Annotated in this window: 27 protein-coding genes and 1 pseudogene; 15 read left to right on the top strand and 13 right to left on the bottom strand. The window is 40.2% G+C overall.

Annotated elements, in window-relative coordinates; genetic code table 11:
* Nucleotide 1: 1 nt before the first annotated feature.
* Both ACEQ1T_RS04325 and ACEQ1T_RS04330 read left to right on the top strand, forming a co-directional pair.
* On the top strand, nt 2-2,371 hold the full coding sequence (locus ACEQ1T_RS04325) for a penicillin acylase family protein (RefSeq protein WP_370221854.1): 2,370 nt from the start codon (nt 2-4) through the stop codon (nt 2,369-2,371).
* A gap of 104 nt (nt 2,372-2,475) precedes the next feature.
* Nucleotides 2,476-2,610: a hypothetical protein gene (locus tag ACEQ1T_RS04330; RefSeq protein WP_256816508.1), complete on the top strand. Its 135-nt coding sequence runs from the start codon at nt 2,476-2,478 to the stop codon at nt 2,608-2,610.
* Between the two features lie 40 nt (nt 2,611-2,650).
* Here the strand turns inward: ACEQ1T_RS04330 and ACEQ1T_RS04335 are convergent.
* From ACEQ1T_RS04335 to ACEQ1T_RS04345, 3 genes and pseudogenes are all read right to left on the bottom strand, one after another.
* Nucleotides 2,651-3,249 (bottom strand): annotated as a pseudogene (locus tag ACEQ1T_RS04335) (SCO family protein).
* Between the two features lie 148 nt (nt 3,250-3,397).
* Nucleotides 3,398-4,882, bottom strand: coding sequence for an aldehyde dehydrogenase family protein (locus ACEQ1T_RS04340; RefSeq protein WP_370221856.1), 1,485 nt, complete (start codon nt 4,880-4,882; stop codon nt 3,398-3,400).
* Nucleotides 4,883-5,100: 218 nt separating this feature from the next.
* Complete coding sequence (locus ACEQ1T_RS04345; protein WP_370221857.1) at nt 5,101-6,318, bottom strand: NupC/NupG family nucleoside CNT transporter; 1,218 nt, start codon at nt 6,316-6,318, stop codon at nt 5,101-5,103.
* 364 nt (nt 6,319-6,682) lie between these two features.
* On the opposite strand from ACEQ1T_RS04345, the gene ACEQ1T_RS04350 reads away from it, so the two are divergent.
* From ACEQ1T_RS04350 to ACEQ1T_RS04360, 3 genes are all read left to right on the top strand, one after another.
* The gene (locus ACEQ1T_RS04350) at nt 6,683-6,787 is read left to right on the top strand and encodes a YjcZ family sporulation protein (RefSeq protein WP_206839786.1); all 105 of its coding nucleotides are present in this window, start codon (nt 6,683-6,685) and stop codon (nt 6,785-6,787) included.
* A 145-nt stretch (nt 6,788-6,932) separates the two neighbouring features.
* The gene (locus tag ACEQ1T_RS04355; RefSeq protein WP_206839787.1) at nt 6,933-7,142 is read left to right on the top strand and encodes a YozQ family protein; all 210 of its coding nucleotides are present in this window, start codon (nt 6,933-6,935) and stop codon (nt 7,140-7,142) included.
* A gap of 22 nt (nt 7,143-7,164) precedes the next feature.
* Complete coding sequence (locus ACEQ1T_RS04360; RefSeq protein WP_206839788.1) at nt 7,165-7,326, top strand: hypothetical protein; 162 nt, start codon at nt 7,165-7,167, stop codon at nt 7,324-7,326.
* Between the two features lie 131 nt (nt 7,327-7,457).
* On the opposite strand, the gene ACEQ1T_RS04365 is transcribed toward ACEQ1T_RS04360, so the two are convergent.
* The gene (locus tag ACEQ1T_RS04365; RefSeq protein ID WP_370221858.1) at nt 7,458-8,516 is read right to left on the bottom strand and encodes a sulfite oxidase; all 1,059 of its coding nucleotides are present in this window, start codon (nt 8,514-8,516) and stop codon (nt 7,458-7,460) included.
* A 140-nt stretch (nt 8,517-8,656) separates the two neighbouring features.
* Here ACEQ1T_RS04365 and ACEQ1T_RS04370 point away from each other — a divergent pair, with 140 nt between their 5' ends.
* On the top strand, nt 8,657-9,406 hold the full coding sequence (locus ACEQ1T_RS04370; protein ID WP_370221859.1) for a YqjF family protein: 750 nt from the start codon (nt 8,657-8,659) through the stop codon (nt 9,404-9,406).
* A gap of 41 nt (nt 9,407-9,447) precedes the next feature.
* On the opposite strand, the gene ACEQ1T_RS04375 is transcribed toward ACEQ1T_RS04370, so the two are convergent.
* Entirely contained in the window at nt 9,448-9,585 is a 138-nt protein-coding gene (locus ACEQ1T_RS04375) for a hypothetical protein (RefSeq protein WP_206839793.1), read from the bottom strand.
* A gap of 91 nt (nt 9,586-9,676) precedes the next feature.
* Between ACEQ1T_RS04375 and ACEQ1T_RS04380 the strand changes: the two genes are divergently transcribed.
* Nucleotides 9,677-9,859 carry a cold-inducible protein YdjO-related protein gene (locus tag ACEQ1T_RS04380; RefSeq protein WP_197217094.1) on the top strand — a complete coding sequence of 61 codons (183 nt, stop codon included), beginning with the start codon at nt 9,677-9,679 and terminating at the stop codon, nt 9,857-9,859.
* A 55-nt stretch (nt 9,860-9,914) separates the two neighbouring features.
* Here the strand turns inward: ACEQ1T_RS04380 and ACEQ1T_RS04385 are convergent, their stop codons facing one another.
* Nucleotides 9,915-10,166, bottom strand: a complete 252-nt coding sequence (locus ACEQ1T_RS04385; RefSeq protein ID WP_370221860.1) for a transcriptional regulator SplA domain-containing protein — start codon at nt 10,164-10,166, stop codon at nt 9,915-9,917.
* Between the two features lie 9 nt (nt 10,167-10,175).
* Nucleotides 10,176-10,364 (bottom strand): hypothetical protein, encoded by a 189-nt coding sequence (locus ACEQ1T_RS04390; RefSeq protein WP_370221861.1) that lies wholly within the window; start codon nt 10,362-10,364, stop codon nt 10,176-10,178.
* 129 nt (nt 10,365-10,493) lie between these two features.
* Here ACEQ1T_RS04390 and ACEQ1T_RS04395 point away from each other — a divergent pair, with 129 nt between their 5' ends.
* On the top strand, nt 10,494-11,771 hold the full coding sequence (locus ACEQ1T_RS04395; protein WP_370221862.1) for an erythromycin esterase family protein: 1,278 nt from the start codon (nt 10,494-10,496) through the stop codon (nt 11,769-11,771).
* Between the two features lie 83 nt (nt 11,772-11,854).
* Here the strand turns inward: ACEQ1T_RS04395 and pepF are convergent, their stop codons facing one another.
* On the bottom strand, nt 11,855-13,669 hold the full coding sequence (gene pepF / locus ACEQ1T_RS04400; protein WP_370221863.1) for an oligoendopeptidase F: 1,815 nt from the start codon (nt 13,667-13,669) through the stop codon (nt 11,855-11,857).
* Between the two features lie 197 nt (nt 13,670-13,866).
* Nucleotides 13,867-14,001, bottom strand: a complete 135-nt coding sequence (yhfH, locus tag ACEQ1T_RS04405; protein ID WP_009334590.1) for a protein YhfH — start codon at nt 13,999-14,001, stop codon at nt 13,867-13,869.
* Nucleotides 14,002-14,399: 398 nt separating this feature from the next.
* On the opposite strand from yhfH, the gene ACEQ1T_RS04410 reads away from it, so the two are divergent.
* Both ACEQ1T_RS04410 and ACEQ1T_RS04415 read left to right on the top strand, forming a co-directional pair.
* Nucleotides 14,400-16,559: a PAS domain S-box protein gene (locus ACEQ1T_RS04410; RefSeq protein WP_370221864.1), complete on the top strand. Its 2,160-nt coding sequence runs from the start codon at nt 14,400-14,402 to the stop codon at nt 16,557-16,559.
* A 284-nt stretch (nt 16,560-16,843) separates the two neighbouring features.
* Entirely contained in the window at nt 16,844-17,812 is a 969-nt protein-coding gene (locus ACEQ1T_RS04415) for a LysM peptidoglycan-binding domain-containing protein (protein ID WP_370221865.1), read from the top strand.
* 40 nt (nt 17,813-17,852) lie between these two features.
* Here ACEQ1T_RS04415 and ACEQ1T_RS04420 read toward each other — a convergent pair whose 3' ends face one another.
* Nucleotides 17,853-18,761, bottom strand: a complete 909-nt coding sequence (locus ACEQ1T_RS04420) for a hypothetical protein (RefSeq protein ID WP_370221866.1) — start codon at nt 18,759-18,761, stop codon at nt 17,853-17,855.
* 296 nt (nt 18,762-19,057) lie between these two features.
* Between ACEQ1T_RS04420 and ACEQ1T_RS04425 the strand changes: the two genes are divergently transcribed.
* On the top strand, nt 19,058-19,552 hold the full coding sequence (locus ACEQ1T_RS04425; protein ID WP_370221867.1) for a hypothetical protein: 495 nt from the start codon (nt 19,058-19,060) through the stop codon (nt 19,550-19,552).
* Between the two features lie 48 nt (nt 19,553-19,600).
* On the opposite strand, the gene ACEQ1T_RS04430 is transcribed toward ACEQ1T_RS04425, so the two are convergent.
* A complete protein-coding gene (locus tag ACEQ1T_RS04430; protein WP_370221868.1) occupies nt 19,601-20,503 on the bottom strand; it encodes an aldo/keto reductase family oxidoreductase in 903 nt (300 codons plus the stop codon).
* A 146-nt stretch (nt 20,504-20,649) separates the two neighbouring features.
* A complete protein-coding gene (locus ACEQ1T_RS04435) occupies nt 20,650-21,579 on the bottom strand; it encodes a 3'-5' exonuclease (protein ID WP_370221869.1) in 930 nt (309 codons plus the stop codon).
* Between the two features lie 250 nt (nt 21,580-21,829).
* Here ACEQ1T_RS04435 and ACEQ1T_RS04440 point away from each other — a divergent pair, with 250 nt between their 5' ends.
* The 4 genes from ACEQ1T_RS04440 (at nt 21,830) to ACEQ1T_RS04455 (ending at nt 25,416) form a co-directional block, all read left to right on the top strand.
* Nucleotides 21,830-22,411, top strand: coding sequence for a TerD family protein (locus tag ACEQ1T_RS04440; RefSeq protein ID WP_206839807.1), 582 nt, complete (start codon nt 21,830-21,832; stop codon nt 22,409-22,411).
* 117 nt (nt 22,412-22,528) lie between these two features.
* On the top strand, nt 22,529-23,107 hold the full coding sequence (locus ACEQ1T_RS04445; protein WP_206839808.1) for a TerD family protein: 579 nt from the start codon (nt 22,529-22,531) through the stop codon (nt 23,105-23,107).
* Between the two features lie 153 nt (nt 23,108-23,260).
* Nucleotides 23,261-23,947, top strand: a complete 687-nt coding sequence (locus ACEQ1T_RS04450; protein WP_370221871.1) for a hypothetical protein — start codon at nt 23,261-23,263, stop codon at nt 23,945-23,947.
* 206 nt (nt 23,948-24,153) lie between these two features.
* Nucleotides 24,154-25,416, top strand: coding sequence for a glycosyl hydrolase family 18 protein (locus ACEQ1T_RS04455; protein WP_370221872.1), 1,263 nt, complete (start codon nt 24,154-24,156; stop codon nt 25,414-25,416).
* A gap of 7 nt (nt 25,417-25,423) precedes the next feature.
* Here ACEQ1T_RS04455 and ACEQ1T_RS04460 read toward each other — a convergent pair whose 3' ends face one another.
* The gene (locus tag ACEQ1T_RS04460) at nt 25,424-25,597 is read right to left on the bottom strand and encodes a hypothetical protein (RefSeq protein ID WP_019379882.1); all 174 of its coding nucleotides are present in this window, start codon (nt 25,595-25,597) and stop codon (nt 25,424-25,426) included.
* Nucleotides 25,598-25,750: the final 153 nt, after the last annotated feature.

Genomic DNA, 25,750 nt, shown 5'->3' on the forward strand with positions numbered 1-25,750 from the left:
TATGGGAGGTCATATTGGGGTCCAGCTCAAGCCAAAATCAAAGTGGAGGAAATACACACTTTGGACCTTTGCAATCATATTAGTGTTACTGGCTGCGGCATTTTTCGTGATGTTTGGTTATTTATCGCGCTCACTCCCTGAAACAGAAGGAGAGATTAAAATTGGATCCATCGCTGCGGAAGTCAGGGTGAATCGCGACGGCAATGGCGTTCCCCACATATTTGCGGATAATGAACGAGACCTTTTTATTGCACAGGGATATGTGCAGGCACAGGATCGCCTTTTTCAAATGGATTTAAGCAGGCGGCAGGCATCCGGCAGATTAAGTGAAGTGATCGGGGAAGGGACAATTGACAATGATAAATATTTTAGGACACTTGGACTGAGAAGGGCCGCAGAAGCATCCTATGAAGCATATTCCCCGGAAGCAAAACAGATTTTAGGCTGGTTTGCTGAAGGAGTAAATCTTTATATGAAAGAGGTGAAAGAAAACGGAAAATGGCCGCCTGAATTTTCTATTCTCGGCTATAAGCCTGAAGAATGGACTCCCGTGGATTCACTCACTATAGGCAAATATATGGCATATGATCTTGGAGGACACTGGGAGAGCCAGGCATTCCGCTATTATCTCCTTCAGCATTTTCCGGAAGATAAAGCGTATGAATTATTCCCCTCATATCCGAAGGAAGCCCCTTACATAATAGGAAAACACAATTTGAATATTGAAGAAAGCTTAGCATATGCAGTAACACCGCCTGAATTCAACGGAAGCAATAACTGGGTAGCAGCAGGCAGCAAAACAGCATCCGGGAAGCCGATTCTTGCAGATGATCCACATTTATCACTCAGCACACCTTCCATCTGGTATCAGATGCATCTGAAGTCCCCGGAAATGAATGTCAGCGGGGTCATTTTTGCCGGCATTCCGGGCATTATTCTCGGTCACAATGAAGACATTGCATGGGGAGTAACCAATACAGGACCAGATGTTCAGGATTTGTACATCGAAAAAAGGAATCCTGCCAATAAAAATGAGTTTCTATTCAATGAAAAATGGGAAAAGGCAGAAATAATTGAAGAACCAATTAAGGTTAAAGACAAAGATCCGATCAGTTATCAAGTAACGATTACACGCCACGGACCAGTGATTTCGGAATTTGCTGCAGACAGCGGCAAAGATACCGTTCTTTCTTTGCAATGGACAGCCCTTGAACCTTCAAAAGAATTGGAAGCCATTCTAAAAATGAATAAATCATCTGACTGGAATCAATTTGAACAAGCATTGGAGTTATTTCATACACCAGCACAGAACTTTGTATTTGCCTCGCCAGATGGAACAATAGCGTATAAAGCAAACGGTAAAATCCCCATCAGAAAGAAAGGAGACGGGCTATTGCCAGTGCCAGGCTGGACAGAAGATTATGGATGGGAAGGATATATTCCTTATGATGAACTGCCAAAAACCATCAATCCAAAGGAAGGCTTCATATCTACTGCAAACAATAAAGTGATTGACGACAGCTACCCTTACCATATAAGTCATGATTGGGCACAGCCGTACAGGCAAATGCGCATTCAGGAATTCCTGGATAGCAGGGATAAACTTACACCTGAAGACATGATGTCTCTGCAAATGGATCAGAAAAACCTGCAGGCAAAGGAATTTATACCCATTTTCCTGTCGAAAATTAGAGAACCATCTTCCAATCTTGAAAAGGCAGCTTTATCCGCCTTGAGGAAATGGGATTATAACGAGAGCAAAGATGAAGCAGCCCCTCTCATTTTCAATCTTTGGATGAAAAGCATATCCGATGTTCTTTTTGAGGATCAGATATCATCCGAGATGAGGAATCTCTTTAAAGGGCAAAAGCAGGCGGTGGATGAATTATTGAGAAATGCTGCAAAAGGCAGGGAAAGCCGCTGGATTGAAGAAAAGGGCGGACTTGAGGAGGTCCTTTCACAATCATTGAGTTCAGCTGTAAAGAAAGCAGCAGATCTTCAAGGAAATAACCTGTCTGAGTGGAAATGGGGAGACTATCACCAATTAGCATTTGCCCACCCGCTTTCAAGTGTAAAACCTTTAAACTTCCTGTTTAATAGAGAAGGGCGGATTCCTGTTGGCGGAAGCTCAGTCACAGTCCAGGCGGCAGCTAATAAAGAGGATGGCACTGTAAATCACGGGGGCTCATGGAGATTTGTGATTGATACGCAAAACATGAATACTGCCTATCATCTTGTGGGACCAGGACAATCAGGACATCCTCTAAGCCCTTGGTATCATGACCAGATGAACGGCTGGGCAGATGGGAACTATCATAAGACAGCTCTCACTGAAGAGAAAACCAGGCATACAGTCTTATTAAAACCTTGAAAATGCTTCCCAAAAATCATAAAATGTTTCTTTTTGTTCATAGTTTTTTCATATTTTTCATGTACAATATTAAACATACAGGCAGGGAAAAAGGAGTTTTTCAAATGGCTAAAAAGCAGCTGGTTGATTTGGTAAACAGATTAAAGAAATCCGGTATTAAAGTAAGCTTTTCAAAGCCAAGATCGAAAACTTTAATACTCATTAACCAAAACAAAAATTTATCTTCTTCAGCAAATTAGGTTAAAAAAAGTGGCGGATTCAGTATCCGCCACTTTTTTATTATATTTGCTTCATTATCTTATTGAAAACATCATTCTTATCAAAATCTTCTCCCATTGGGAACTTCTTAATAAACTTATTATTCTCGTCAAGCAAATACACAAATGTGCTATGAACATAGAAACCATCACCGGGATCACGGTACTGAAATTGAAAGTGTTAGCGAGCTCCTGAATTTCAGCCTGATCTTTTTTCAGTTTATCCGGCTCTGCAGTAAGAAAGACCCAATTGCCATCATTTTCGATTTCAAAGGTATTTCTATATGTTCGAAGAACCTCTGTGGTGTCTCTATAGGGGTCGATCGTTACAGTTATGAATTGCACCTTCTCCCCAAAGACACCCTCTTTGCTAAGATCGCCTTTCAGCAGATTCATTCTTTGTGTAGTAGTCGGACAAATATCCGGACAGTGCGTATAAATAAATTCAACAAGCTTCAGTTTTTTATCCGATTCTGCAAAGTCGTATACCTTCTCATCATCGGTTAAAAGTGTAATATGATCAGGTATCTTTGCTGTCATATCACGAATGATAAAAAAAGAAATGCCGGCGGCTATGCCTAATATTACAATAATAGCGGATATCATATATACTTTTTTCATTATTTCCCCTCCCAATATAAGGATAAATAATATCCATCAAAAATCCTATGGATAATCTGTGAACTTATTCTGCAAACAGAGAAATATTGAAGGGGAAGGACAGCAATAAAAAAGGAACCCCGCAAGGCTCCTTTTTTGTTTCCGTCTATTACTTCATTGAAATCCAAACACTCTTAACTTCTGTATAGTTATCCAGAGCATATGATCCCATTTCACGGCCGATACCGGATTGCTTATACCCGCCAAATGGAGATGCAGCGTCAAATGCGTTGTAGCAATTCACCCAGACTGTACCTGCGCGGAGTTTGTTGGCCACATAATGTGCATTTGCCACATCACGAGTCCAAACACCTGCAGCTAGACCATATTCGCTGTTATTAGCCCGGTTAATTAATTCGTCTATGTCATCATAAGGCATGGCCGAAATAACTGGTCCGAATATTTCTTCTTTTGCAATTGTCATTTCGTCACGAACATCTGCAAAAATAGTAGGAGAGACAAAGTAACCTTGCTCTTGCGGCTTTTCGCCACCCGCTACAAGCTGAGCACCTTCGCTTAGGCCTTTTTCAATGTACCCAAGAACTCGGTTTTGCTGCTCAGCAGAAACAAGCGGGCCAATTTCTGTGTCAGCATGAATACCTGCACCTTGTTTAATTTTTTTGGCATGTGAAGCCATGTCAGCTACAACATTATCAAACTGCTTTTTTTGTATGAAAACACGGGAGCCGGCACAGCACACCTGACCCTGGTTGAACATAACACCGTTCAGAGCTCCTGGAATAGCCTTTGATAAATCAGCATCTGGAAGAATAATATTTGGAGACTTACCGCCCAGTTCAAGCGTAACGCGCTTTAATGTTTTTGAAGCATTGGACATGATCAATTTGCCTACTTCAGTAGAACCCGTAAACGCAATTTTATCTACTAATGGGTGATCGACAAGCGGCTGGCCAGCTGTTTCTCCGAAACCTGGAACAATATTGACAACCCCAGGAGGGAAGCCGGCTTCATCCATTAATTCGGCAAGGTATAAAGCAGAAAGAGGTGTTTGCTCCGCTGGTTTTAGAACAACCGTACATCCTGTGGCAAGCGCAGCACCCAGTTTCCACATAGCCATAAGAAGAGGGAAGTTCCAAGGGATAATTTGTCCCACTACACCAACTGCCTCATGGCGGGTATAGTTAAAGAATGGACCGCTTACAGGAATCGTCTGACCGACAATCTTCGTAGACCAGCCAGCATAATAGCGCATATGTTCAACAGCCAGAGGAATATCGGCATTGGTTGTTTCACGGATCGGCTTACCATTATCCAATGTCTCAAGCTGCGCTAATTCTTCACTGTTTTCTTCCATCAGATCAGCAAGCTTGTACATCAGGCGGCTGCGCTTTGAGGCGCTCATTTTTGACCATTTGCCTTCATCAAATGCCTTACGGGCTGCTTTTACTGCCAGATCAATATCTTCTGCACCGGCTTCGAAAACAGAAGCAAGAACTTCTCCTGTAGCCGGGTTATACGTATCAAACGTTTTCTGTGATTTGCTTTCAACAAATTCACCATTGATATATAATTTCTTCTTTCCGCTTAAAAACTTTTCTACCTTTTCTTTTAAACCTGCAGTTAGCTGACTCATATAATTCCTCCTTAAAATAGTAATCTATGTATTTCCATGGTGCAAAACATTTAGAAGAATACTTATGGTAACGCTTACAACCATACTTTAACATTAATAAAAATATAAAATCAACTCTGAATTAAAATAATTTTCAGATAATGTTCGACAATTCTCGCCTATTTCTATTTTCAGCAATAAAAAAGCATACCGGATTCATCCGGTATGCTATAAAACTATTAAATTAGCATTCCTGCAATTGCTGCACTTAATAGAGAAGCAAGTGCTCCAGCTATTACCGCACGTATTCCAAGCTTTGCTATATCGTTCCTGCGGTCAGGAGCAAGGTTGCCCAGTCCGCCCAGAAGAATGGCCATAGAGGAAATGTTGGCAAATCCGCAAAGAGCGAAACTCACTACTGCAACCGTCTTAGGAGACAGGCTGCTGATTTCCGGAGCGAATGCTGAATAAGCAACAAATTCATTTAAAACAAGTTTTTGGCCGATATACCCGCCAGCCTGTACAGCTTCAGCCCATGGAACTCCTACTGCAAATGCGAGCGGTGCAAAAATAAATCCAAGAATGGTTTCCAGTGTAAGATTTTCAAATCCGAAAATCCCGCCTGCAAATCCGATAATACCATTGATAAGAGCAACAAGAGCGATAAAAGCAAGAAGCATTGCACCGATGTTTAATGCAAGCTGAAGTCCTACACTTGCACCGCGTGCGGCAGCGTCTACCACATTTACTGAATCAGTATCTTTTTCAATAGTTATGTCGTCTGTTGTCTCTGAAACTTCTGTTTCAGGAATCATAATTTTAGCCAGGACAAGACCTGCAGGTGCAGCCATGAAGCTTGCGGCAAGCAAGTATTCCAATGGTACCCCAAGAAGGGAGTATCCTATAAGAACTGAACCGGCAACTGATGCAAGGCCTCCGGTCATAACAGCAAACAGTTCAGATTTCGTCATTTTGTTAAGAAATGGACGGACAATCAATGGAGCTTCCGTTTGTCCGACAAAAATATTGGCTGCTGCGGACATGGACTCCGCCTTGCTTGTTCCAAGCAGTTTGGACAAACCTCCGCCAATGACCTTAATAATCACTTGCATGACCCCGGTATAATAAAGCACAGATATTAGGGAAGAGAAGAAGATTACAGTAGTCAGCACCTGAAAAGCAAAGACAAACCCAACTCCAGATCCTTCCTGGAATAATCCTCCGAATAGAAAATTAATGCCTTCATTTGCATAACCGACAATATCATTTACTGCAAATGTTAGTTTTTCTAATGCTTTTTTGCCAAGATCCCATTTGAGGACTGCAAATGCAAATGCAAACTGTATGGCAAGTCCGCCAAGTATTGTACGCAGATTGATCGCTTTCCGATTTGAAGAAAGGAGAAAAGCAATCCCCAATACAGAAGCAACCCCTAATAAACCCCAGAAAAAATTCATGTTGACACCTCATTTGTTGAATTTAGAATTATGAAAACGTTTTTACGAAACGCCAAAAATATAGACCTCTCATTAAAGAGGTTTGTGAATAGACGTCAGACATCTAACTTGATTACATGTCCATTTTAACATGAATCCGCTTGCAGTAAAGAGTTTTTTTCTTGCCAAGTTAAATTTGTTGATTAATCTCCTATTTTGTTCACATTTTCAAAGATTTTATTCTCTCTAAAGTGGCCAATAACATTAAAATCTTTCAGTGCTTAAATAAAATACCTTCGATTTTATTTTCTTTCCCCGGTATAATTGCCCATTCGGGACAAACATCATTTTCATACACTGTCACTAGATGTCAGGAGGTGTTAGAATGGGCGCAGGTGCAGGGTATGGCGGCGGTTTTGCTTTAATCGTTGTCCTGTTTATACTTCTAATCATTGTTGGTGCTGCTTTCGTTGGTGGAGGCTACTATTAATATCTAAAAAATCTACAGCGCAAAAAATCTGCCCGTACTTGGGCAGATTTTTTTTCAGCCTTCCTGTTTAAAATGAATCAGTATGATAATCGTTTTAATGTCCAAAATAAGGATAGTTCTTAAAATTTAGAAGGAGGTATTCAGCATGAACAAAAGAGACAAAAATGATGGCACGAACATTGCGGGCAGATATTATGAAACTGAAGATTATAACAGGAATGATCAGCTTTCATCAGGCCTGGCGACAACCCATGAACAAGTGAGTGACGCATATATGGAAGGACAAGCTGATGCCGTAATTGAAGACGTTGTCGGGGTGGATATTTCCATTCCGCGCAAAGGGTATGATGAATAACGCAAAGTAAGGAGGCAATTCAATGGCACCAAAAGATGCTCAAGATGATCTCGGCCAGTACAAAATGCCGGAAGTTCTCAGAAAAAAGAGGAATTCCTCCTATCGGGTGGGATACCAGGCTACAACAGGCAACCAGACACCTGGTGAACCTGAAGCAGGTAAGAGAACAGATCAGGAAAATTAAAATCTGTTCAACATGGATTGCTGATTTAGATTGCAGCGGTGATAAAATTGATAAACAAAAGAGAGGATGCTGGGACATCTTCTCTTTTGTTTATGACTATATAAGAAATTCGGGAATTTGCACCTGAAAAATTATTCTACCTGAATTTTTATCTTTTGCACAGCATTATATCCATATCCTTTTCTGTTCCAGTAAGGCTTTAATGGCTGCATATTGCCCGTAGAATCGCTGGCCCTTATAAGAATGGTATGCTCACCCTTATATGCCTCCCAATCAAAATGCCACTTTACCCAGGAATATTTTTCGTTTTCCCTGTATTTAAGAGTGGCCTTTCTCCAAGTAACACCATGATCTATGCTTATTGCCACCTCATTAATTGTTCCAGTGCCAGTCCAGGCAATTCCTTTTATAGCATGAAATCCTTCTTTCAAAATGGAATAATTCAAGGGCTGCTGGATTGTGCTATTAACGTTCATGGCTGTAACAGGCTTTTTATCTAAATCGCTGTCTTTATAGGGATAATAAACATAATCTTTTGATTGAAAAGGACCATTAAATTCATGACGAATAATAAAAATATTTCTTAGCCACTTGACGGAGGCCATTGCATACCATTGAGGCACGATCAGCCTGAATGGATATCCATGCTTATAAGGGATGGGCTTGCCGTTGTACTCATAAGCTACAATCGTATCTTCACCGAGTGCCTTCTCAATTGGCAGGCTTCTGGCAAAGTAAAAGGATCCTTTCAAATCTTTTCGCTCACCAAAATCCATTCCTGCAAACACGGCTTCTTTACTTCCATCCAAAAGTCCGGCTTTATCTAGCAGTTCTTTCAATGGCACTCCCTTCCATTTCCCCTGACTGACTGCTCCTTCTTCCCATTGCTCACCAAAAACCTTAGGTTTAAATTTCGCTCTGTTATTGCCAGCGCATTCCAGAGGGACCAGAATGGTTTTGGTAGGAAAGCGGGAAAGTTCACTTAAAGATATTTCCATCGCTTGTTTCACGTTCCCGCTAATGGACAAAAACAAATTATGAGGGCTAATTATCGGGTAGGAAAAATGGTTTCTTAAATAAAAATAATCCTGCGGTGTTTTCCAGCTCTCCAAAAAATGAATGGGAGACTCCTGATTTTCAGGAGACAGACTTAGCGTTTTCAGATAAGGTGCTGAAAACTGTCTATTCATGAACCATCACCTCCATTCATAAATACAATGCAATGCCCAGCGTTAGAACTATAGACAATCAACACTTCATTTATGCTAAGTTTAATGCCGGCATTATGAGGAATAATCATTTATATAACATGATGAAGGGCGGTAAGGAATTGAAAGAAGAATTGAGGATAACAGGACATAGGCCTTTTTCACTGCCTGATAAACCCTGGGTTATGGAACAAATATGGAATGATGTATTATTTGCTCATTGGCCGGTACCTGCAGAAATAATGAAAGAACACATCCCTTCACAGTTAACATTAGATACATACAACGGTACAGCATGGGTTGGAATCGTACCTTTCTGGATCAGTAAAATGAGGGTGCGCGGCTTGCCGCCATTGCCAATTATGAAATCGATGAATGAATTGAATGTAAGGACTTATGTGGAGTATGAGGGCATGAAAGGAGTATATTTTTTTAGCCTGGATGCAGACAACTTTTTAGCCGTAACAGGGGCCAGAATGTTGTATTTCCTGCCGTATATGAATGCTGAAATGCAAGTTAGTAAGTCTGAAGGATTAATTAATTATGAAAGCAGGCGAACACACAGCCATTCTGAGAGCAGCCAATTCAAAGCCAATTATAAGCCAATATCAAGCCCCTTTAATTCAAAAGCAGGAACACTTGATGAATGGCTCACTGAAAGGTATTGCTTATGGGTAACAAAAGGTGAAAAAGTTTTCCGCGGGGATATCCATCATACAAAATGGCAGCTGCAGAAAGCTTCTTGTACGATACATCAAAACACTTTAGCTGCATTTTTGCCCCGCAAGTACCTTGAAGGCGAACCAATAGTACACTACTCTCCGGAAAAACATGCTTATTTCTGGCCTTTGATAAAGGTTTCTTCACCATAACAAAAATTTGATCGTATTAATGGTGTAACCCATTCAATACCTCATTTCTTAAAGTAAAGTTCTGCAAGCAGTTTTTTTGCTTCATTGTACGATAGCCCTGATTGGCTATTCAGCCTTTTCACTTCATCAATATCAGTTCCTGCTATAGTAAGATTTCGCTTTTTCTCTCGGCGGTCCATTGGATCACCTCCTATTCAAAATTTTGTTCAAAACATTTTCAATAATTTTCTCTTTTTTTGGCCATACTAAGAAAAAAAGGGGGCGTTTCCAATTTTTTTCAATAAAAAAGGCCAAGATGACAAGCCAGAAATTGTAATGCTGGACACAGAGGTGTATTCCTGTAATAGCTGCAATGGCTGGATGAGAAAAGATTTTGCCTCTTCAGATTTAAAATGCCCATTATGCGGTGATGAAACAACTGCCGAAATGAGGGAATTGCCTCAAATTCTATAATCAAGATATAAAGAAAGACTGTTGTCTGGTAAATAACAGTCTTTCTTTATTAATTTCAATAATCTCCATATAATTCCTGAAAGGCCTGTTCTGCGTCTTTTTCAGAAGAAAATAAGGCATCATCTTCTTCTATTAAATGGAATGATTCATTAAGGAAGAGGGCCACTGCATTAGGATCTTTAGGATGCTGTACAATTTCAGCCGGCCTGACGTTTGCTACACTTGGAGTATGAGGGTTATGATATATAACAAAAACCTCATCACCAGATTTCACCTTTTTAGGATCGATTGTCTCCAATCCACTCACTCCTTTAATTTATAGGTTTTCGTTCTGCTGTCCAATTTCTTTTGCACCTATAATAGCATTTGCCATTTCCTGCTGTTCATGTTCATCAACTGAATCCCCAGCTGCATGTTTTAAATTTGGAAATATGCCACCTGTTTCAATGGTTACCATCTCCTCTTTTGGTGCATATGTCAGGTACTTCTCATCGTTTTCTTTCATTAGTAAAACTCCTTCTGGTATAGATATTCGAGCATCTTTCTTTAAAGTTTTCTCTCTGCATTGTTCTTATATTCAACCATATTAATCCTAATTAAAATGGGCAAAGTAACCATATAGGTTTTGAATGAGGTGATAAAAATCGAAGAAAATAAGGGCTTGATTACAGCTATTCAAAAAGAAGCATTCTTGTTAAGCGATTCATATGGGCTTGACCGGATTATTAAAGCAGCCGGGGAAGCGAAATTTGTATTATTGGGAGAAGCTTCACACGGAACATCAGAATTTTATACAATTAGAGCGGAAATATCTAAAAGGCTAATTGAACAAAAAGGGTTCAATTGTATCGCAGTGGAAGGAGACTGGCCTTCCTGCTTTACTGTAAACAAGTATGTTAAAGGCTATGCGCGACTGAGCCCCCTTGATGCATTGAAAGATTTTAACCGGTGGCCGACATGGATGTGGGCAAATGAGGAAATTAAAGATCTAATAACCTGGCTTTATAATCATAATCAGCTGATTAACGAACATAATCTAAAGGCAGGTTTCTATGGCATTGATATATATAGCCTATGGGAATCGATGAATGAGATAATAAAACTTCTGGAGACAAAGGGTGCAGCAGAGCTGGAAGCTGCTAAAAGAGCATTTGCCTGCTTTGAACCCTTTCACAGGAAGCCTGAAAATTATGCAGTGGCTGCAGAATTTTATGGGGAAGCTTGCGACAAGGAAGTTGCCGAACTTTTACTAAAAATAAAAAATAAGTGGGAACATACCAGGAACTATGAAGAAGAATCACTGAACCTCTTAATAAATAGCCTTGTTGCCCTGAATGCAGAAAACTATTATCGAGCAATGGTAAAAGGCGGTCATGACGACTGGAATATTAGGGACCATCATATGGTGAATGCACTGGAGGAAGTATCGGAGTATTATGGAAAAGATGCCAAAGTCATCGTTTGGGAACACAATACCCATATCGGAGATGCCAGGGCAACAGATATGAAAGAAGAGGGGCTTGTTAATGTTGGGCAGATCCTCCGGGAAAAGTATGGGGAAGATCAGGTTTTCGCACTAGGATTTGGCACTCACGCAGGTACCGTTATAGCTGCAGAGCAATGGGGGGAGGAGATGCAGGTTATGGAGGTGCCCACAGCACAGGCAGGGAGCTGGGAAGATGCCCTTCAAAAGGCTGGCCCGGGTGATAAGGCTTTGCTGTTTACCGAAGAAAACCGGGATTTATTCACAGATTCTATCGGACACCGGGCTATCGGAGTTGTCTATAATCCTGAATATGAACAGGATGGTAATTATGTGCCCACTCAGATCTCACTCAGGTATGACGGTTTCATTTTTATAGAGAAGACCAATAGTTTAAACCCGCTTAATATGCCTTTAAGAAGGTCATAACCTGCATTTCTGACTGAATAAATCTCACATAAAACCTATAAATTCTAAACTTAACCCCCTCCAAAAAACGGAGGGGGTTCTTGTTAAACATAGCTGTTTTCCAATTCATCCACCAAGGTCCCCACATAGCTTACGGCTTTGCGGATTGGATCTGGCTTGGACATATCAATGCCTGCACTCTTGAGGAGATCGAGCGGCTTTTTCGTTCCGCCAGCTTTTAAAACATCAAGCCAGCGTTCAATGGCAGGCTGTCCTTCCTCTTGAATGCTCTGTGCCATAGCAGTGGAAGCAGTCAAACCAGCTGAATACGTATATGGATAGAGTCCCATGTAATAATGAGGCTGTCTCATCCAGGTTAAAGCCGCCTTATCATCCAGTTCAACCGTATCACCCCAGAATTCAGCAAGTGTTTCCATCTTTTGATCTGAAAGTGTTTTTGCCGTTAACGGAATCCCCTTATCAGCAAGATTATATATTCTTCGCTGATATTCTCCCTCGAGAAGGTGTGTGACAAAGTTGTGATAATAAGTTCCAAGCAGCTGAAGAATTACCCAGCGCTTCATTCTCTTATCTTCAGTGCCTGCCATTAAATGCTGTCCAAGCAGCAATTCGTTAAGTGTTGAGGGAGCTTCTACAAAATAAGTTGAAGGTCGGGTATTCATTATACGCTGATATTTATTGGCCAAATAGAAATGACCCGCATGCCCAAGCTCATGAGCGAGAACAAAAGCACCGCGCATCGTGTCTGTCCATGTAATCAGGATGAATGGATGCGATCCATACGGACTTGAACAAAATGCACCCGTAGATTTTCCTACATTGTCAGCCAAATCAACCCAGCGTTCAGTCAAGCCTTTCTTCATTATATCCGTATACTCTGGTCCCATTACTTTGAGAGCCTCTAATATGACTTTAGATGCTTCTTCAAATGTTGTTTCAGGATTGAACTCCGGATCAAGAGGAGCCTTCAGGTCACAAAAAAGCATCTTATCCAATCCCAGAACTTTTCTTTTTAACTGAGCATATCTGCGCATATGGGGGGCAAGCTCTTTTTGGATAATATTCAGCTGATTGTTGTACATTTCCTCTGTAACATGCTGGGAATCCAGGAGCATTTGTGTGGCTGAACTGTATTTTCTCAGCTTTGCAAGCGCTACCTGCTTTTTCACCTCGGCAGAATAGGCAGAGGCAAATGTATTCTTATAGTTTTCCAGTGAATCTGTAAATGAGACATAGGCATTCCTTCTGATGGCAGTATCTGACGAAAACTCATAACGATCTTCGTAAAGAGCAAAAGAGTTTGGCATATCGTTTCCTTTACTGTCTTTAAAAGAGGAAAATGGCATGTCAGCAAGTTTTGCAGCCTGATACACATTATACGGAGCTCCATGGACTTCACCCAATGCTGCCAGAGCTTCTTCCGTCTCTGGAGAAAGCCTGTGCTTCTTTGATTCAAGAAGATCTGTCAGCTGTTTCCTGAAAGGCTCCAGGCCGCTTTCATTTTCTATGTATTTTTCAATCGTGCCTTCAGGCAAGGAAATTAATTCAGAGTCAATAAACGAAAGAGTGGAGGCTGCTTTTGCTCTTAAAGATGCAAGTATGGATGAATTTGCCTGATTGTTTGGATTTGTTCCATCCTCCGACTGACGCAAACTAGCATACGTTCCAGCTTGAACCAATCGGATGGAGAGCTTTTCCTGAGCGGAAAGGCAGCCCAGTAATAGTTGCGGGCCTTCATGGAGCTTTCCCTTGAACTGCTCAAAAACAGTAAGATCCTTATCTATATTTCTAATTTCTTTATGCCAATCTTCCTCTAAAGAAAATAAATCCTCCACTTTCCAGGTACGATCTTCCGGTACCTCAACACGCTTTAATCGAGTTACTTCTGTTTGAACCATTAACGATCCCTCCTATTTCGATTCTCTAAATAAAGAGATTATGGGACAATTATACAGGAAGGTTTGGTAAATTTATAGACTTTTCAAACATTTTAAATTAACTGTACTGTAACAGCTTGAGTTTGCTTTTAAGTGGAAATGGCAGAAAATAACAGAAATTAAAAAAGCGGAGGGCCTGAAGCCCTCCGCTTTTTGTGCTACTCCATTTTTTTTGAAAGACACCGATCACATTCCATTAAATAGGATTCTGCCTGTTCCTTGACTGTTTGGCCGCACTCCGGGCATACCTTTTTGGGAAGAGTTCTAAAAAATTCAACTGGACTTTTGATCATGAATTTTCCTCCTTTTTATAATACAGTTTATTTAGTGTTCATCTGTTGTAGTACAGTATATACCAAACGAAATTAAATGTGAAGTGGTTTGATTAAATTTTTTAAAAATTTTATTTATTATGTTTTTGGGTAAAAAAATTTGGTCACCATTCGGACAGCAAAAGCGGAAATCCGGAGGAGCCAGTCCGAACTTGGTCACCATTCGGACAGCAGAAAGGGAAATCCATAGGAACAAGTCCGAAAACATGGGGTAAAATCATCTAATCATTTCTAGCTTAACTGCAAAATCTCTTCCAATGAACTTCTGACTTTATTTCGCACAGCCCCTTCCAAGGCTGGAATGATTCTATTACAATCATATTTAATAAAAGTAAAATTGAGGGGGCTAACAGCCTGCGATGACTGAGATAATTGTTTCTTTTAATCCGATATTAATATTCGTGGCCGTAATACTTACCATTATGGCTTCTTATACAGCATTAGATTTATTTACACTGATTAAATCATCTGAGAGAAACCAGAAATTTTTGTTCTTAGGCGGAACTTTTTCCCTTGGAATCGGGATATGGATTATGAACTTTATTGGCATGGTCGCCATCAACATAAGTGCTTCAGGAAGTTATAATATTCCGCTAACATTATTGTCCATGGCTTTTGGCATTTCCTTTACCGGTATGGCTTTTAATACTGTAATCGACCGGCAGCTGAAAGCAGGCAATCTATTTGCGGGAAGCTTCTTTTTAACAATGGCGGTCCTATCTATCCATGTAACGGGAATGTTTGCTGTGGGTATGAATGTGCAGTTTGGCCCTATCATATTTTTCATTTCCGCACTGATCATTTTTGTTTCTTTTTTATTTTCACTATGGATGCTCTTTTATTCGAAAAGTCTTTCGAACTCCAGACCTTTCTGGATTAAGCCCTTAAGTGCACTCATTTTCACCGGAGCCATTGTGGAGGGTTATTTTCTGCTGATCCGATCGTCATCGTTCTATTCAAATGGAGAAATTAGCACGGGAGGAGGCTCACCGGAAACTTTTCTGATTTATCTTGTATTTTTTGCAGGGATTCTTATCCTGAGCGGGCTCATTGCTTCAAGCACTTTAATCAGCAAGCGGCTGGAAGCAAGCGACACCCGTTTACATGATATTCAGGCTGCGCTCGATGAATCCTCTATAGTGGCAATTACAGATCCAAAGGGCATCATCACTTATGTGAATGATAAATTTGTTGAGATATCTAAATATGAAGAACATGAACTGCTTGGCAAAAATCACAATATCTTAAATTCGGGTTTTTATCCGCCGGAATTTTTTCAAACTTTATGGAAAACAATTGGATCAGGGGAAATATGGAAAGGGGAAATACGCAATAAAGCAAAAGACGGAAGCTTTTATTGGGTTGAAACTACAATTGTCCCTTTTCTTAATAAAAAGAATAAACCCTATCAGTATGTTTCCATCCGGACAGATATATCGGCCTTGAAATCTGCTGAAGCCAGCCTTAAAAAATCTCTGAAAGAGGTAAACGATATTAAATTTGCGCTTGATCAGTCTTCCATTATTGCCTTTACAGATGAAAAAGGAACCATAACCAATGTTAATGAGAAATTTTGTGAAATCTCTCAGTACAGCAGGGAAGAACTGATAGGACAGAATCACTCTATTTTAAATTCAGGACTTCATTCAAAAGAATTCTTTAAGAACCTATGGAAAACAATTGGCCTGGGAGAAGTATGGAAAGGGGAAATACGCAATAAAGCAAAAGACGGATCTTATTACTGGGTTCATACTACGATTGTGCCTTTCCTGAACGCAAGCGGAAAACCTTATCAATATTTAGCAATAAGAAACGATATATCAGAAAGAAAAAAAACAGAAGAAGTTTTGCATCGGCAGGACAAACTGGCAGCAGTTGGCCAGCTTGCTGCGGGGGTTGCCCATGAAATCCGCAATCCGCTCACAACCATGAAAGGATATACAGAATTCCTGCAGCTGGATGAGACAGATGAAGAGAGGCAGGAGTACTTAAGCATCATTTTAGATGAGATTGACCGGGTTAATAATATAGTAGAAGATTTTATGGTTCTCGCTAAGCCAAAAGCCGCAGAACTGGAAGAAAGGGATATCATACCAATTATTAAAAATGTCGTTTCTTTTTTGGAATTTGAAGCTCGAAAAAGAGACGTGAAAATTGGTTTCGAATATAAACAGGATATCATTCAGATTGAATGTGACGAAAATCGGCTAAAACAAGTCTTCCTTAATTTTATTAAAAATGGAATTGAAGCGATGCCTGATGGAGGATGCATCACCGTTAGAGCCGGAATCATCAATAACCAGGTTCAAATTGCAATTCAGGATACAGGTGTAGGAATCCCGCAGGAAAAACTGAAAAATATCGGAGAGCCTTTTTTTACAACCAAAAAAAATGGGAACGGCTTAGGCCTGATGGTCAGCTTTAAAATTATCGAAAGCCATAACGGAAAAGTATTTATCGAGAGTGAATTAAATAAAGGTACAACATTCAATATTGTTCTGCCTGCGAAATCTGCATAGTCAATCCAAAAGGATTGGCTTTTTTGTTAGAAATTAATTCCTGTCCTGTTTAATAATTGATGTTCCAATTTATAGGAAAAAAATCATAACATTAGAGAGATTCCCATGATATCAAGGAAAAACATTCATTTCGTTTTTTAGAGCCCATTTCTCTGAAATGTGTTTGTTATCGTTCTGTTATATGCGTAACTGGATTATTATCTGTTTGTTCTTTTTTAGTAAAGATTCCATGTTATTATTAACCCCGTTAGCTAAAAACGAGCTATACGGGAGGTTTTAACAACATGAAAAAATCAATTTTATCTTTTGTAGCTGCTGCGGCAATTACCGGAACAGCTGGTGCTAATGTACAAGCAGAAGAAGTGATAGTAAAAAAAGGCGATACACTTTGGGATTTTTCCCAAACATATAATACACCAGTTGACATGATAAAAGAATGGAATGGGCTGTCTTCTCATATCATCCATCCAGATGATGTAATTAATGTATATCCGGAAAAGAAATACATAGTATCAAAAGGCGATACACTTTGGGATATAGCAAGAGAACATAACGTCACAGCAGAGGCAATCAAAGAATGGAACAGCTTAAGCTCTGATCTAATTCTGCCGGACGATGAGTTAATCCTTTATCCGAATGCTAAAGCAGTTAATGCTGCAGTTTCTCCAATTAAGGAAGCTGCAGCCAAATCAGAAAAACCTGCAGAGACAGTTTTAGCTCCTGTGCAAAAGACTGAACAGCCTGCAGCAAATCAAACACAGTCAGCTGAGAAAGCTGCACAGCCAGTTGAAAAATCACAGCCTGCTCCGGAAGCAAAGCCAGCAGCATCAAATCCAGAAACAGCTAAACCTGCTGCGGAATCAAAGCCTGCATCTGAGACTGCCAAGCCTGCTGCGGAATCCCAGTCTGCTGCTGAGCCTCAAGGAGAAAAGCCGGCGGAAACTGCAAATGAAGAAAAAGCTCAAAAAGTGCTGAATATGGAAGCAACAGCCTACACGGCCAATTGTGAAGGGTGCTCAGGAATTACTGCTACAGGAATCAATTTAAAAGAAAATCCGGATCAAAAAGTAATCTCTGTGGATCCAAATGTGATACCTCTTGGAACTAAAGTCCATGTTGAAGGTTATGGTAATGCTGTCGCAGGTGATACTGGCGGAGCCATTAAAGGCAACAAGATCGATATCTTTATGCCTTCTCAGGAAGACGCAATTAATTTCGGCAGAAAAACAGTTAAAGTTACGATTCTAGATTAAAACCAGAAAAGAAGGCACTTTACCGGGTGCCTTCTTTCTTTTACTCTTTATCATTCCTTTGTTTTGCTTTTTCCTCCTGATTTACAAAGAAACTGTGGACTGGTTTTGCCAGCAGCTTAAAACTATTTTCAAAGCGTTCAGAAAGGTGGGAGGCCCTCTCGTAGACAGCCGATTTAAGATTGTCTACTTGCCTGCTGATTTTTTCTGTGATTGCTTCCTGTCGATCTAAGCGTTCCATTATCGACTTGCTTGCCTGTTCCTGTACACCAAGCTGTTTGTTTAATTCTTCTTTCATTTGCTCCTGTGTTTTAAACTTTTTCTCAGCTTCCTCTGAAAATGCAGTAAACTGCTGCTCTAAACGTTCCATTACGGTATTATGAAATACCTCCTGTACGTCAAGCTTTTTGCATAATTCTGCATTCATTTCTCCCTGTGCTTTAAAATTTGAAACAGCTTCCTCAGTAAAATCGTCAAATTTATCAAACTTTCGGGAAAGTGCCTGAGTTTCCGCTTCCTGGAATGATACATGTTCAAGTATCTTCTGATTTACCGGCTCTTCATTTTCAAGAGTTTCCAGTATTGCATTATTTATTTCCTCCAATGCAGCCAGCCTTTTATTCAAAGTATCATTTTCCTTTTCGCGCTGGTTCATCATTTCCAGAAAACTCATTAAAAAAGCATCCTGCTTTTTAAGCTTAGCTGCCAAATGCTCAATATGATTATTTTGTTTACCAGCTGCTCTTTTTACGAGTTTACTCATGTCAGTAAAGGAATCATCGAGCTGATTTTTCATATTGTCATATGTTTCAGATAATCGGGTATTAACAGCTTGCTGTTCTTTCAAAACCTCCTGGAGATAGTTGAGGCGATAAGTACCCTGATTGGAAACAGTATCTGGATGGCTTAGATAAAGCTTAGGGAATACAGCCTCATTTGATTGTTTGGCCATAGGAACACTCCTCATTTTCACTTTTTTAATAGGCTATGCCAGCCCTTTTTGAGATGGATGGGCACTATCCTATAAAAGCCTAAACATTTGAAATTTGATATTGGGACACACAAATGAGCATGATGCTCCCGCTCCCTGGAAAAAATTTCGTAAATCGCAATAAAAGTATTGCAAAAAATTGAAATAATAGGTAAATTATTAATTGTCAGTAAATTGGCAGTAAATGTCATGGATCTGACTACATAGGGGACCAACCAAAACTACCTCTAAAACAAAAAGAAGGAGAGGATCATTACATGAAGAAATTATCGTTCTTGCTTTCAGCAGCTGTACTGACACTAATGCTTGGAGCATGCTCAAACGAAGAAGCTTCTAAAGGGGAAGAAAAAGAAGAGCCGGCAGCAGAGGCGACAGAGACAGAGGCCGCTGATGAAGCGAAAGAAGTGCGCTCGGCTCTGCTAAACTATCAGGGAGAAGTGACAAAAGTAATCCGAAACACCGATGCAAACTTGACCGCTGAAGGTCAGGATCCGGCTGAAGCAGCTGCAGCTTTTGAAAAGGAAGCGAAAGCCGTGTCAGTACCAGAAGAATTAACAGACTACACTAAGGATATTGAAGCTGCAGTTGATAGCTTATCTCAATACTATGCTAAAAAAGCTGAGCTGGTAAAAGCAGGATCTGAGGACATGGCGGAAGCCGAGCCATTTAAAGAGGAGTATATCAATTCAATGACTAAAGTTTTTAAAGAAGTGGAACTATCTGCTCCTGCTTTCAACAGCGTTTTCCAATAAATGCAGCAAACAGCCCTATTCTCAAAGGAATAGGGCTGTTTGTATGTATTAAGGCACATCATGCCCCATTGAACTTTGAAGAATCTCAAACCACTGGTCCCTGTTAAGTTTGTAAGATAATGACCCGGCTGCACGTTCAACTCTTTCAATCTTGCCGGATCCGACAATTGGCATGATTCGGGCAGGATGATTTAATAGCCAGGCAAATAAAACTTCATCAATATCACTTGCCCCGATTTCCTCTGCGACTTTATGTAATGCTGCTCTAAGGCGTGCCGATTTTTCTTCAGTACCGCTAAAAATTTTGCCGCCGGCCAAAGGGGACCAGGCCATCGGAGCGATTCTTTTTTCCATGCACAGATTTAATGTGCCATCCTCATAATTCTCCAGATGATAAGCAGAAAGTTCAATTTGATTTGTAATCAGATTCATATCAAGGTATGACTGAAGCATTGTAAACTGATGGCTTTTAAAATTGGATACTCCAAAATGCCTTACCTTGCCGGCAGCCTTTAAAGCTGAAAATGCCTCAGCAACTTCTTCCGGATCCATAAAAGGATCGGGACGATGAATGAGCAAGGTATCTATGTAATCTGTTTTCAGATTTTGCAAAGACTTCTCAACCGAAGCAATAATATGGTTTTTTCCAGTATTGTAATGATGGGATTTATGCTCAGGGCGGTTTGGTGATTGGAGTACAATCCCGCATTTCGTTACAATTTCCATTTTTTCGCGGAGCTCCGGCTTTTTCTCAAGAGCCCTTCCAAACAGGCTTTCACATGTATAGCTGCCATAAATATCGGCATGATCAAATGTCGTTATACCCAGCTCAAAGCACCTTTCTATTAAAGTGATTATTTCTTCATCTGAAACTTTCCAGTCAGCCAGTCTCCATAGACCATGTACGATTCTTGAAAACGACAGATCCTCTGCCATCTGCACTCTATCCAAACGTATCAGCTCCCAATTTTATTTGCATTGTTATTATCTCTAAAATTTCAAAGAATACCAAGTTAAAAGATCAGCATCACAAAGGGTGCTGAACCGAATTAATCTTTCAGCATAAAAAAAAGAGGCAACTGATTTGTCGCCTCATTTTATCCGCATATTTTCTGCAGCGGTTCAACCATTTGCTCATGCAGAATCATAATTTTTGATGTGTCGGAACAATGCTCTTTGTAGGCTGTTTGAAGTTCCTGATAAAAAGTGATTAATTCCTCAACGTTAGAAGTTATATCTTCATCAAAAATGCCTGAACAGCTGAGAAGGATATTCTCATATTTTTCAACAAGTTTTTTAGTTTTCTTTATCAATTTCCAGGCATCCTTCATACGAAATGCATCATTTAAATGGGAGTAGAATTCTATCAAGTCTTTTTGGAAAATATTCTTAAGTTCCTGGCTGAGTCTTTCAATAGGAGGGAGTTCATCTTCCTGAAATATAAACTGCTGCAGCATAATTAAATCAGTCTTTACATCCTGTTCTTCAAATGATTGATATATCCGTAAAGTATTATAAGCGTCAAACATGGGATGATGCGGTTCGCCGATAAAAGAAAGCTCATAGAATGACAATGCTTTTTCAACTGAAGCTGCAGTCCGGGAAGCTCTTTTTGTAAAAATAGCCTGAAAGTTGACATATCTTTTAGTAATTTTATCAATAGTTGCCTGCGGAAGATTATGCCTGAATGCATCGGCTTTCAATCTTAAGATGTCACTGGTTGACCAGGAAAAAAATCTTGTTTTTTTTACTCCGCCGACCCAAAAGAGAAAATCTTTAAACACCTCAGAAAAGTCATCTGCTGTTTTGAGATCAGAGTCGGATATCCCCGTCAATTCCTTGCAGAATGGGCTTAGCGGTGAGTCCTGCTGCGGACGGATGAAGCTGTCAAATCCAGTAACCTTACCCGTTTCAAGTTCAAATTTTACAGCACCAAGGCGAATGGCCTCCATATCTTCAAAAAGCATACCATTTTTGCTGCATAGCATTTCAAAATCAAAAAAAATCAGCTGCTTTAGCTCGGCCATACGCCTTCACCCCTTTTCTAATATCCAGCTATCCAACAAGATATTATAAAGAATGACCGGCAAAAAAGGAAGGAACAGAATTATCCATGAAGATATGTATGGAGGGATTGAAACTTTTTTCCCAGCCCAATGGCAAATCGGTTTACGATTTCTATTGAAACGTTTACACTTAAAGGGTACATAGTTTTAGTCGCAAATATGATTGCGATAGTTCTTGTAAAATTATTGAACTTGAAAGGATGGATGAACGTTGGGTATTTCTTTATCGAAAGGGCAGAAAATTGATTTAACAAAAACTAATCCTGGGTTGTCTAATGTAATAGTTGGACTCGGCTGGGATACGAATAAATATGATGGAGGATTGGACTTTGACCTTGATGCCAGTGTATTTTTATTAGATGCAAACGGCAAGTGTGCATCTGATAAAGATTTTATTTTCTACAACCAGCTTGAAGGCGGCAACGGCTCGGTCCTGCATACAGGAGATAACAGAACAGGTGAGGGAGATGGTGATGACGAGCAAGTCAAAGTTAACCTTAGCGCTGTTCCTGCTTCCATTGAGAAGATTTCCTTTGTCATTACGATTCATGATGGCGAGGGCCGCGGTCAAAATTTTGGACAGGTTTCCAATGCATTTGCAAGAATCATTAATGAAGAAACAAATGAAGAATTAATCCGTTATGATTTAGGAGAAGACTTCTCCATTGAAACGGCCATTGTTGTGGGCGAATTATACCGTCATAATGGAGAATGGAAATTTTCTGCCGTTGGTTCAGGCTATCAGGGAGGACTTGCCCGTATTGCGACTGACTTCGGTCTGCAGATAGGTTAAGTTTCATTATTGCCAGGCAGAGCAGCCGCTTTTCCTGGCTTCCTCTTTAGGGTAAATTCCCCACATATCAATGATCTGTCGTGAAAAAAGGATTTGTGTTATGAAGGAGTGATTATCTTGGGTATTCAATTATCAAAAGGTCAAAGAATTGATCTGACTAAAACAAATCCTGGCCTGACTAAAGCCATTATCGGACTGGGCTGGGATACGAACAGATATAGCGGCGGACATGATTTCGACCTTGACGCCTCTGCATTTCTTGCTGATGACACCAGTAAATGTGTAAACGATCATGATTTTATTTTCTATAATAATCTGCAGCATCCAAGCGGAGCAGTTATACATACAGGAGACAACCGTACAGGTGAAGGAGACGGCGACGATGAGCAGCTTGTTGTCGACTTTACCAAAATACCTTCACATGTTCATCGTATTGGCATAACTGTTACGATTCATGATGCAGAATCAAGGCAGCAAAATTTCGGCCAGGTTTCCAATGCATTCGTAAGATTAGTGGATGAATCCAATAATCAGGAGCTGCTGCGTTTTGATCTTGGAGAGGATTTTTCCATTGAAACAGCAGTGGTTTTCTGTGAATTATACCGCCATGGGAATGACTGGAAGTTCAATGCCATTGGCAGCGGCTTCTCAGGCGGTTTGGCAGCTCTTTGCCGCAACTATGGACTGCAGGTTTAATTTTTTCTTTCTGGCACCCACATGGTTTTGGGTGCCTTTTTGTTTATCAAGCGAGATCCCCCGGCCCATTCAATTGGGTAATAATCCCATACTTAATAAATAGCGAATGGGCAAAATAGGTGTGAGAAAAACCTTGAGAGGAAGGGATGCAGCATGTCACTTGAATGGTTTGACAGAGTAAGCGGTGAGTTGCAGGACCATCTTGAATCGATTTGCAGTAAATATGATCAGATTGGCCATATGTCGATTGACCGGGGTGCCAAGCATCCCAGAATGGAGTTTTTTATTGAAACCAGTGATAATGATAGAGAATATTTTTGCACACTTTTCTTTGATCCGCATAATGAAGAATTCTATGTAGAAGACTTTGATTTTGAACTTGGACATACTTCGAAAACGATGCTTTTTGATATTGAAGACATCATCGATACAGTCCACGAAAGCCTTCACGATTATATGAACGTTGAAGATGAGGATCATTTTGAATTTGAAGATGAGGAAGAAATATATGTTTCAGAAGAGGAAGATTTCGACATTGCCGGCGAATATGCTTTTGACGGCGAAGGTGATGTCTTTGAAGAAGTTGATGTAGAGTGGGAAACTCCTGAAGTAACTGCCTTTTTCAAGGAAGACGAAGTGGAGGTATCCTATCAGTTTGGAGTGGTGCAGGAAACCGGTGATGGAGTCCTTCGCAGAGTTAATCGCATTTGGACAGATGACGAAGAAATGATCAAAGATGAAGATCACTTTATCTTCAGCAAAGAAGAGGCAAGCACAATCATTGCAATGATTGCCAGCCACATGGATTCCCTGAGCGGGCATGAAGCGGATTATCAGTAATGATTTAATGCGAAATGAGAAAGTGGCTATCAAGAATTCTTGAAGCCACTTGTTTTTTGTGCTAACTAAAATGCCTCCTTCATCCAGCGATCAGTCCCCGGATAAACTTAAAAACCATTTTAATATTGGGCTGGATTTCTCAGTTGGTACTATTCAGGCTTGCCCCCCCCATAAACTGTTTAAAAGCAAGTGAAAAGAGGTGCATTATGGGGATTCATATCGTTCAGGCAGGCGATAGCCTTTGGACCATTTCTCAAAGGTATAAGGTTCCTATCCAGGATATAAGAACGGCTAATGGCCTTGAGAATGGACCTGGTATCATCCCTGGTTTAGCGCTATACATTCCGGTAAGCGGACCAGTTATCAGGTCTTATCTTGTAAAGCCGGGAGATACATTATGGAGCATTTCCCAGCGTTATCAAACTACAATTAATGCTATACTGTCAGCAAACCCGGAGATAAGGCCGGAGGGGCTATATATCGGACAGAGGATAAATATTCCATCACCAAGCAGATTAGTATTGGAAACATTAGGGTTCATAGTCCCGTATTCTCCTGATATTTTTTTACCCGCTTTCAGGGAAACAGCAAAGTACTTAACCTACATCGCCATTTCTGCCTATTCTTTAACAAGGGAAGGTTACGCATATATTGAATTGGACGATACAGCTATATTGGCAGAAAGCCGCCGGCTGAATGTCATTCCGCTGCTGATGATCAGAAATCTTGCACAAGGTGAATTTAATGCAGAACTGATTGGCGGGGTGCTTGAAAGTCCGGCAAATAGGAGGAACTTAATCTTAAGCCTGATAAATTTTGTCACTCAAAAAGGATATGGAGGCATCAGTCTTGATTTTGAATTTATCCCGCCATTAAGGCGCCAGGATTTCAATTCATTCATTAAAGAATTAAAGAATGCCTTAGGGCCAAAAGTTCTTCATGTCAATGTACATGCTAAGACTGAAGATATCCCGGCAAACCGGATAATAGGGGCATATGATTATAAAGCAATTGGAGAGGGTGCCGATATTGTTGCAGTCATGACCATGGACTATGGTTATCCCACCGGTCCTCCTAATCCCGTCGCTCCACTATGGTGGGTGGAAGAAGTCATTAAATATTCGATCACCCAGATTGACCCGAAAAAACTGCAAATAGCTTTGCCATTATATGGATATGACTGGAGAACAGCGGATAATCTAACCCGCTCATTTTCCATGCAAGCCATTCAGAATTTATCTATAAGCAGAGGAGCAATTATTCAATTCGATGCTTATGCAGCATCCCCATGGTTCCGATATTGGAACGGAGAAGAAGAACATGTGGTCTGGTTTGAAGATATCCGCAGCATTACAGAAAAATATAAATTAATTGACCAGTATAATCTTTTAGGGATGACATACTGGCAAATAAGCTTGCGTTTTCCGCAGAACTGGGCATTTGCGGATAAAAATTTTACTATTCTATAGTACTTTTCTAAAGAAGCTCCTTCATTTCCTCTTCAAAATAAAACATTTTTGGTTTTTCTTTAATTGTATATGTGTATTTCTTCATTTTCGCCACATAACAGGTTTTGTTGATCGTAACTTTCTCTCCCGTGTCAATCAGAATCACAATATCATTATGCTCAAACTTATTTCTGCGCTTCACGCTGATCCCTCTTTCTTTAACATATAAAGTGTTATTAACACATTATCTCATACTTCTGCGGAATTAACCCTATTGACTTTGGTGGAACCATGCAGGTTCCATCATTTCTTTTGCATATCGGCAAGTAAATGATATATTAGTTTAATTGAATAC

It is taken from the genome of Cytobacillus sp. (genome assembly GCF_964223445.1).
GTDB lineage: Bacteria > Bacillota > Bacilli > Bacillales > Cytobacillaceae > Cytobacillus.